At 67.0% G+C, this 9599-nt stretch carries 5 protein-coding genes; 1 reads left to right on the top strand and 4 read right to left on the bottom strand.

Translation table 11 applies throughout. From position 1 onward, the window contains the following. The 4 genes from RMO40_RS00080 to RMO40_RS00065 all read right to left on the bottom strand — a co-directional run. The coding region (locus RMO40_RS00080) for a beta-barrel domain-containing protein (RefSeq protein WP_309714740.1) at nt 1-1045 on the bottom strand (1045 nt) is incomplete at its 3' end. A 130-nt stretch (nt 1046-1175) separates the two neighbouring features. Then, nucleotides 1176-3440 (bottom strand): type I secretion system permease/ATPase, encoded by a 2265-nt coding sequence (locus RMO40_RS00075; RefSeq protein ID WP_309714739.1) that lies wholly within the window; start codon nt 3438-3440, stop codon nt 1176-1178. Nucleotides 3441-3574: 134 nt separating this feature from the next. Continuing rightward, complete coding sequence (locus tag RMO40_RS00070) at nt 3575-5431, bottom strand: O-linked N-acetylglucosamine transferase family protein (RefSeq protein WP_309714736.1); 1857 nt, start codon at nt 5429-5431, stop codon at nt 3575-3577. A 180-nt stretch (nt 5432-5611) separates the two neighbouring features. Beyond that, nucleotides 5612-8317, bottom strand: coding sequence for a PAS domain-containing protein (locus tag RMO40_RS00065; RefSeq protein WP_309714734.1), 2706 nt, complete (start codon nt 8315-8317; stop codon nt 5612-5614). 215 nt (nt 8318-8532) lie between these two features. On the opposite strand from RMO40_RS00065, the gene RMO40_RS00060 reads away from it, so the two are divergent. Then, on the top strand, nt 8533-9599 hold a 1067-nt coding region (locus tag RMO40_RS00060), incomplete at its 3' end, for an aconitase family protein (protein ID WP_309714732.1).

The following is a 9599-nucleotide window of genomic DNA, read 5'->3' as shown; positions in this document are numbered from 1 at the left end:
AGTCAGGCGTGCCCTTCTCGCTGTCGCCCAGCGCGTCGGGGCTGATGTATTCGATCTTGCCGTGCAGGCCGCCGTAGGTGGTGTAGTCGTAGGCGGCGAGCTTCACTTCGGCCTTTTGGCCCAGGCGCACGAAGCCGATGTCGCGCGGCTTGATGCGCGCCTCGACCAGCACGCGCGAGCCGATGGGCACGATCTCCATCATCGGCGCGCCCGGCCCCACCACACCGCCGATGGTGTTGGTGCGGATGTTCTTCACCAGCCCGCGCACCGGCGAGGTGAGCACGGTGCGGCGCAGCACGTCGGCGCGGCCGGCGAGCTGCTCGTCGAGCAGCGAGAGCTCGGTCTGCACCCGAACCAGGTCGGTGCTGGCGTCTTGCCTGAACTTGTTGATGCGCTCGCGGCTTTGCAGCTGCAGGTCGTTGACCTGGCGTCGCAGGCGCATCACTTCCACCTCGCTCATCAGGCCCTTAGCCGACATGGCCTCCGACACGCCCAGCTCCTTCATCAGCAGCACCACGTTGCGGGCGTTGGTCTGCAGCGCTTCGTCGAGCCCGTGCTTGCGGGCGTTGTAGGCGTCGGTTTCACCTTCCACGATGCCCGGCATGTCGGCCACTTCTTTCGGGAAGTTCAAGGCGCGGCCGTTGGCCTCGGCCGTGAGGCGGACGATGGTCGCCATGATGGCGATGCGCTTGGCCTGGCCTTCGTTCTGCTGCGATTCGAAGCGTGTGGGGTCGAGCTGCGCCAGCTCCTGCCCTTCGTGCACGGTCTGGCCTTCGCGCACATGCAGCTCGCGCAGGATGCCGCCTTCCAGGCTGGCGATGACCTGCTCCTTGCCGTCGGGGATCACACGTGCATCGGCGCGGGTGATCTCGTCGACACGTGCGACCGAAGCCCAGGCGATGGCCGAGATCAGGATGATCGCCATCAGGTACAGCGCCCAGGTGGTGCCTGGCGTGGCCTCGACCACCATCGCCGCGCGCACATCGGCCATGTAGGCCATGTCCCCGCTGGCGGGTTCTTTGGGTTTGCGTTTCCAGAAGGCCATGGTCTAAGCGTCCCGCTCGCACTGAGCTTGCCCGTCCTGAGCCCGGTCGAAGGGTCGAAGTGCCAGCATCGAGGTACGCGCTGGCTTCGACAGGCTCAGCCCGAACGGTGTGTGTGTGTAGGGCATGGTTCTAGACCGAAGCCCCGCGCTGCACCGGTTGGGTCGAGGGGTGCAGGTGCACATTGGGCGAAGCATTCGCCTCGGGCGTGGCGCTCGCCGCCGGCTTGGCGCCAGACAGTGCGGCCAGCACCTGGGCCTTCGGGCCGTCGAGGATGACCTTGCCGCCATCGACCACCACCACCCGCTGCGCGAGCTCGAGCACAGCCGGGCGGTGGGTGACCATGATCACGGTGCGGGTGCCCAGCGCCTCATTCAGCTGGCGCAAGAACAGGATTTCAGACTGCGCGTCCATCGAGCTGGTCGGCTCGTCCATCAACAAGATCTGCGGCTGCGTGACCAGGCAGCGCGCGAGCGCCACCAGCTGGCGCTGGCCGCCCGACAGCAGGCCGCCCATTTCGCCGACCGGCAGCTCCCAGCCTTGGGGGTGCGAAGCGATCAAACGATCCAGGCCCGTGACACGCGCCACTTCGGTGAGGCGCGAGGCATCGACCGACGCGCGGCCCAGCAGCACGTTTTCGCGCAGCGTGCCCTTGAAGAGCCGCGGCTCCTGCGACACGAAACCGACCTTGGAACGGAAGTCCGCCGGGTCGATCTGCCGCAGGTCGATACCGTCAACTTCGACCATGCCTTCGGTGGGCTGGTACAGCCCGGCCAACAAGCGCAGGACCGTGGACTTGCCACTGCCGATGCGCCCGAGGATGGCCACCCGCTCACCCGGCTCGAACTTGAGCTTGACGCCCTTGAGCACCTTGGGTGCAGGGGCGCCCTCGGCCGTGGGCGGGTAAGAGAAGCTCAGGTCGTGCAGGCCGATGCGGCCCTTGATCTCGTGGTTGGCCACGTAGGTGGCGCCGGGCGCGCGCTCGGTGGGCAACTTCATCAGGCGGTCGAGCGCCACCATGGAAGCACGTGCGCCCTGGTAGCGGGTGGCGAGGGCGACCACGCTGCCCAGCGGGCCGACCGCACGGCCGGCAAACATGATGGCGCCGATGAGCGCGCCGCCGCTGATGCTGCCATCGGCGATGAGGTAGACGCCCACCACCAGCATCACCAGCGTGACGAGCTGCTGCGACATGGCCGAGATGTTGTTGGTGAGGCCGCCCAGGTTGCGCGCGCGCAGCGCCGAATCGGCAGCGGCCGCGGTGGCGTCTTCATAACGGCGCAGGAAGCGGCCTTGTGCGCCAGCGGCCTTGAGGTCTTCGAGCCCCTCCACGGCCTCGACCAGCAGACCTTGCAAGTCGGCCTGGTGGGCCATGTTGGCGCTCATCGAGCGGCGCAGCGATGACTGGATTACCCAGGCCATGCCCAGGATCAGCGGAATGGCGGCGAGCAGCACCCACCCCAGCGGCCCGCCGATCACGAAGGTCATGGCCACGAAGATGATGATGAACGGCAGGTCGCTCAGTGCCGACAGCGTGGCGCCGGCAAAGAAGTCGCGCACCGTCTCCACCTGCGCCAGGTGGTGCGCATAAGAGCCTGCCGACTCGGGCCGGTGCTCCATGCGCACGCCGAGCGTCTGGCGAAACAGCAGCGAGCCGATGATGAGGTCGGCCTTCTTGCCTGCCGTGTCGATGAGGTGGGTGCGCAACTGGCGTGCGATCAGGTCGAACACCAGCGCAATGAAGCCGCCGGTGGCCAGCGCCCAGAGGGTGACGAAGGCCTGGTGCGGCAGCACCTTGTCGAACACCACCGAGGTGACCAGGCCGCTGGCCAACATCAGCAGGTTGCTCAGCGCTGCGGCGAGCAGGGCCGAGCGGTAGTACGGCGTGAAACGGCGCAGCGTGCCCCACAGCCAATGGGCGTTGGGGTCGATGATGATTTCGTGCGACAGGCTCGCCGGGATCAACGCCCGAGGCGAAGCCACGAAGGCGAAGCCGGTGTACTCGCCGGACAGCTCGGCCTCGGTGGCCTTGCAGCTGTGGCTCTCGGGGCCGGGCATCACCACGTCGTAGCTGTCAGCGCCCTTCTTGGCGGGGTGGCGGGCGACCACGATGGCAGCGTCGCCATTTTTCAGCAGCAGCACGGCGGGCAAGAGCAGCGCGTGGATGTCGGAGATCTTGCGTTGAATCAGCCCGGCGTTGAAGCCGGCTTCGCGCATGACACGCACCGCCTGGTCGGGCCCGAGGCTGCCTTCGAGCGGCGTGCCCGCCAGCAGCGACTCGGCCGAGCGCTCACGGCCATGGTGCTTGCACAGCCAGACGATGGCCTGCACCAAGGCATCGCCGGCATGCAATCCACCGTCGGCGGAGGCCATGAAGGGCTCTTGGCGTGCGCTCATGTGTCAAACCCATTCCCATTCCGTTCGCACTGAGCTAGTCGAAGTGCCTGCACCGAGGTGCACGCTGGCTTCGACAGGCTCAGCCCGAACGGGGTGGTAGTGGGAGTGGTGTTCATCGGCAATTTCTGGCCGGCTCAAAGAGCGCGGTGCTTCAGCGCGAGGCGTTCGAACTCGCTCTCGATGTCTTTCACCAAGCCCGGCACGTCGAACAACTTCGACTGCCGGCCATGCTCGGCCAGGTAGCGCTTGTGCGAAGCCACGCGCTGCGGGTTGTTGCCCAGCTGCACCGCGAGACGTTCGTAATCGGCCAGCGAGAAGGTCACCAGATCAGGCAAGCCCACGTTGGTGAGCAAGCTGCCCGCCATGCGCGAGATGTAGCTGCGGCCCGAATAGGTGACGATGGGCAGGCCCATCCAGAGCGCATCGCTGGCGGTGGTGCCGGCGTTGTAGGGGAAGGTGTCGAGCATCAGGTCGGCCAACTGGAAGCGGGCCAGGTACTCGGGCGGCGCCACGCGCGGCGCGAGGATCAGGCGCTCGCGGCCAATGCCATGGGCATCGGCCTCGCGGCGCATGTTCTCGAGCGCCCACTCGTTGTCGGCCAGCAACCACAAGACGCTGTCGGGCACCTGCTTCAAGATGCGCATCCAGCTCTTGAACACGGCTTCGGTGAACTTGAAGGTGTTGTTGAACGAGCAGAAGACGAAGGCGTCTTCGGGGAGGCCGTAGTCGGCGCGTTTCGGCGCCGGGCCCACCTCGCGCTGGCGGTCGCTCACCTGATAACAGTGCGGCACGTAGATCGGCCGCTCGGTCATGTAGGGCTGCAGCTCGGTGGGCATCACGAAGCGGTCAGCCAGGATGTAGTCGACCCCGGGCAGCGCGCAAGTGCCGGGCAGGCCCAGGTAACTCACCTGCACAGGCGCGGGCCGCATGCCCGGAATCGCAGGGCGGGCGCCAGCGGTCAGGCCTTGCAGGTCGACCAGGATGTCGATGCCGTGCTGGGCAATGACTTTGGCGGCGGTGGTGTCGTCGAGCCCGCCGATCGGGATGTAGTGGTCGATCGCCTGGCGGATGCGTGCGCGCAGCGGTGTGCCGTCGTCGCGGCTCCATGAGAAGGCATACACCTCGAAGCGCTCGCGGTCGTGCAGCTCGAGCAGCTCCACCGACAGCAGGCCGACAGCGTGCATGTGCAGGTCGCCCGAGAGGTAGCCGATTTTGATCTTGCCCTGGCGCTTGGCCTGGCCTTCGTGGAAAGGCACGGCCGGCGGCTTGGGCGTGCGCTCGTAGACAAAACGCTGAGCGGCCAGCAGCTGCAGGGCCGGGTCATCGGTCTCGCCCAGCATGGCCAGCACCGAGGTGCCGAGCAGCAGCTGGTTTTGCGTCAACGCGCCCACCGGTTGGTAGACAGGCCAGGCGCACTTTTTCTGGCGCAGGTGAACGTAATGCTGGATCACGTCGTTCTGCGCGGCTTTCAGTTCCAGGCTCGCGCGCAGGCAGCGCTCGGCATGGTCGTATTGGCGCCGCTGCTCCAGCAGGCGGGCCATGTTGTTCAGGGCGTGCAGGTGCAGCTCGACGGCGGCGTCGGCCCGGTCAACGACCTTTTGCCACTCGGCCACGGCTTCGTCGGGGCGGCCCAGGTGCTCCAGTTGGTGGCCCAGGTTCAGGCGGGCCTGCATGAAATCGGGGCTCAGGGCCAGTGCGCGCAGGTAAGCGCGTTCGGCCTCGGCGTGGCGGCCGAGCGCGCCCAGCAAGGTGCCCCAGTTGAAACAGGCCACGTGCTGGAACGGCGACACGGTGTGCGCGATCCAGGTTTCATACAGCGCGGCGCCATCTTGCGCACGGCCGGCGCGGCTCAGTGCCTCGGCGTGGTTCATCAGGTCGCCCAGCGCCATGCCGCCCGAGCGGGCCAGGGCCAGCTCGCGATCCAGCTCAGACAGCCCGGTCACGGGCTGGCTGGCCACCGCGACGGGAGGCTTGGCGGTCGACTTTTTCATAGGGGAAACATGGGGCAGATTGACTCTGGCCCATTGTGGGCGGCTGCCCTTCTGGCGTTGCGGTCAATAGGGGGGCGATTCCTGCACTATTCCGCGGCTTGGCGCCTGGCGTAGGGGGTTCAATGGCCCCGTTGAACCGCAAATTGCCTCCGCCCAGCGCCGTTCGCGCTGTCCGCAAGGTCAACCCGGAAACAGGCGGTCCAGCGCAGCGAGGAAGGTGCTCAGGTGGATCGGCTTCGTCCAGTAGTCGGAGAAGCCGGCTTCTTTCGCGCGGGCCATGTCTTCGGGCATGGCGTTGGCTGACAGTGCAATGCAGCGTATGCCTGCGGTCGATGGTTGAGCCCGCAGCCGGCTCAGCACTTCGTAGCCGTTGACATCGGGCAATTGCATGTCGACCAGGATCAGGTCGGGCCGCATCTCATCGGCACGCGCCACGCCGCCGAGCCCGCTCGCCACCGATTCGATCTGCAAGCCCGCGTGGTGGCGCACCATCTCCTCGACCAGCAAGGCATTGACAGGGTTGTCTTCGATGTAGAGCAGGCGACCCTGGCGCTGGCGCCGTGGCACCGGCCGGCTCTCGGCTGGCGTGGATGCTGGGTGGACTGCTGGCGGTGGCACCTCGTCTGGCTCGGCCGGCCCGGCATGCCGCGGCAAAAGAACCTCGAAACGCGAGCCGACGCCGGGCGTGCTTTCCACCCGCACCGACCCGCCCATGCGCTCGACCAGCGCCTTCACCACAGACAGCCCGACGCCGGCACCTTCGATGCCTTCAAGCTCGACACCGAGGCGGTTGAACGGCTCGAACAGGTGCGCCATCTGCTGGCGCGTCATGCCGCGCCCGGTGTCGGCCACCGTCAGCACCACGGGACCATCAACGTGTTCCTGGTCGTCTCTCACGCTGACGTAGACGTGGCCGCGCGCGGTGTTGTACTTGACCGCGTTGCTCAGCAGGTTGATCACCACCTGGCGGGTGCGAATGCGGTCGGCCCAGACGACGGCTGCGGTCTCGTCGACGTCGATGCTCACGCCGGCTTCGCGGGCCGCCGGTTGGAGCAGCGCCAGCGCTTCTCGCAGCACATCGGCCAGGCGCACCGGGCGCTGGTCGAGCCTCACCTCGCCGCTCTCCAGGCTCGACAGGTCGAGCACATCGTTGATCAGCGCCAGCAGGTGTTCACCGGCCGACAGGATGTGGCGAACCTTCTCTTGCGATGCCGAGCCCGCCAGCGCAGGCTCCAGCCGCAGCAGCTGGGCGAACCCGAGCACGGCATTCAGTGGCGTGCGCAGTTCGTGGCTCATGCGCGCGAGGAATTCCGACTTGGCCTGGCTCTCGCGCTGAGCCACCAGCTTCTCCTGGCGATCGGTCACGTCGATCGCAATGCCGAACTGCACAGCCCCCGCCTCGCGCTTCTCGTGACGCGCCCGGCTGACCAGCCAGCGCACCTCACCATCGGGCCGCACGATGCGGTATTCATGCTCGACGGTGCTGTCTTCCGAGGCTTGCAGCTCGGCGTGCGCCGTGCGCATGCGCTCGCGGTCATCGGGGTGGACCACCTCGTTGAGCCACTCGGTGCGTCGCGGCACCCCGAGCGTCTGCGGCCGGCCGATGATCTCGAACATCTGCGCGTTCCACTCGCCACGCTCCAGCCCCGTCTCCCGGCTCCAGATGCCCAGACCCGCGGCAGAGGCCGCCACGCCGAGCCGCCGGGCCAGCTCCTGGGCGCGCCGGGTCTCCGACACCTGCTCGGTGACATCCAGCGCCACGCCCATGAACTCGACGGGCTCGCCATCGGCATTGCGCCGCACCACACGGCGCGAGAGCACATAACGGTAGGTGCCATCGGCGCGCCGAAAACGCGCCTCGGTGTCCACCGGGCGGTCGGTGCTCAGGGATTCCCTGACCGCGGCGGCCACGCGAGAAACGTCGTCCGGGTGGATCAGCGCCCCCACCTCGCCGATGGGCAGGCCCTCGGGACGCGGCGTGATGCCGAGCAGCTCGAAGCTCTTGTCGTTGTAGTGCACGCGGTTGGTCCGAAGGTCGTGCCGCCAGATAGCGATGTTGCCCAGGTCGACGGCGAGCTTGAGCTGTGCGCTGGTGGTGTTGAACGATTCGGCCAGCTCGTAGACCTCGGTGTCGTCGACCATCGCACCCGTGATGATGTTCGGCGTGCCGTCGGGGCCGGCCTTCACCTCCCACTGGGCGTGCACGTGCCGCCACTGGCCGCTGGGAGATTGGATCCGGTAGCGCTTGGCGTACTTGCCCGGCGTCTTGGCGGCCTCGCGGTAGTCCATGCCCGGCCGGTCGTCCGGGTGAATGCGAGACACAAAGGTGCCAAAGTCCGGGGCGCCCTGGGCCGGGTCGAGGTTCCACAGGTGGAACATGTTGGCGTCCCAGTGGCCGCGGCCCATCGGCAACTCACGCTCGAAGAGACCCAGCCGACCGAACTCCTGGGCGCGCTGCAGGCGCTCGACGGCCCGCGCGGTCTCGGCCCGCAACTGTGTGATCTCGGTCGTGTCGCGCAGGGTCCAGAGCCAGCGTGCGCCGTTCGGCTCTGCGTCGTCAGGCAGCGGCTTCAGGCCCGCTTCGGCGGTGCGGGTCGCGCCCGCGGCATCACGCCAGAGCAGCTCGGCCAGCTGCAGCGGCTGGTGGGCGAGCAAGGCATCGGCCAGCGCTTTGGATTGCACCGTCTGGTGGCCACCCATGCCGAGCATTTCCACAAGGGTCTGGCCCGCCTGCGCCTGCAGGCCGACGGCTCGCGACATGGCCGGGTTGACCCACAAGACGAGGCCGCGCTCATCCAGCAAGGCCAGCATTTCGGTGCTGGCCTCCAGCAAGGCCGTCCACGCGCTGGTTGGCAGGGACAGCGGCGAGAAACGGCGAATCGCCATGCGCAAGGGATGTAAGGTGACGGTTACAAATCCAAGTCTAGCCAAGTCACCGCCGTTCCGCCCCATGGAATGCCCGCGCTTCCAGGGCATCGTTCACGAAGGATCGTCGGGCGTGATGCCGGATTGGCCTGGCGCGTCAGGCCTGGCCATCTCCACGCCACTTGTCTTGCCTTGCTGGCGCTGCACAATGCCCGCTAACTTTGCAGGAGCGCCCCATGAACTCAGCCAAAAAACCCGCCGAGCACGGCTTTGCCTCCACGCTCAAGACCTTCAAGACGCCGTCGGGCAAAAGCGGCAGCTACTACTCGCTGCCCGAGCTGGCCAAGAAGTTCCCCAACGTGAACAAGCTGCCCATCTCGATGCGCATCGTGCTCGAGTCGGTACTGCGCAATTGCGATGGCAAGAAAGTCACGGCCGAGCACGTGGAGCGCCTGGCCAACTGGCAACCCACCGCCGAGCGGGTCGACGAGATTCCCTTCGTGGTGGCGCGGGTGGTGCTGCAGGACTTCACCGGCGTGCCGCTGCTGGCCGACCTGGCCGCCATGCGCAACGTGGCGGTGAGCATGGGCAAGAACCCGCGCACCATCGAGCCGCTGGTGCCGGTCGACCTGGTGGTCGACCACTCGGTGATGATCGACCACTACGGCAACAAGAACGCCCTCGACCTCAACATGAAGCTCGAGTTCGAGCGCAACAACGAGCGCTACGAGTTCATGAAGTGGGGCATGCAGGCCTTCGAGACCTTCGGTGTGGTGCCTCCCGGCTTTGGCATCGTGCACCAGGTCAACCTGGAGTACCTGGCGCGCGGCGTGCACAGCAAGGGCGGCGTGTACTACCCTGACTCGCTGGTGGGCACCGACAGCCACACCACCATGATCAACGGCATTGGCGTGGTGGCCTGGGGCGTGGGCGGCATCGAGGCCGAGGCCGGCATGCTGGGCCAGCCGGTGTACTTCTTGACGCCCGACGTGGTGGGTTTCGAGCTCACCGGCCAGCTGCGCGAGGGCGTGACTGCGACCGACCTGGTGCTCACCGTCACGGAGTTGCTGCGCAAGGAAAAGGTCGTCGGCAAGTTCGTCGAGTTCTTCGGCGCCGGCACCAGCACGCTCTCGCTGCCCGACCGCGCGACCATCGCCAACATGGCGCCCGAATACGGCGCGACCATGGGCTTCTTTCCGGTCGACGAAAAGACCATTGAGTACTTCGTGGGCACCGGCCGCACCAAGACCGAGATCGAAGCCTTCGAGAGCTACTTCAAGGCGCAGAAGATGTTTGGCGTGCC

Source organism: Rhizobacter sp. (assembly GCF_031412075.1).
In the GTDB taxonomy this organism is placed as follows: Bacteria; Pseudomonadota; Gammaproteobacteria; order Burkholderiales; family Burkholderiaceae_C; genus Rhizobacter.
Note: the sequence above shows the minus strand (reverse complement) of the source record. Positions and strands in the feature narration are given on the sequence as shown.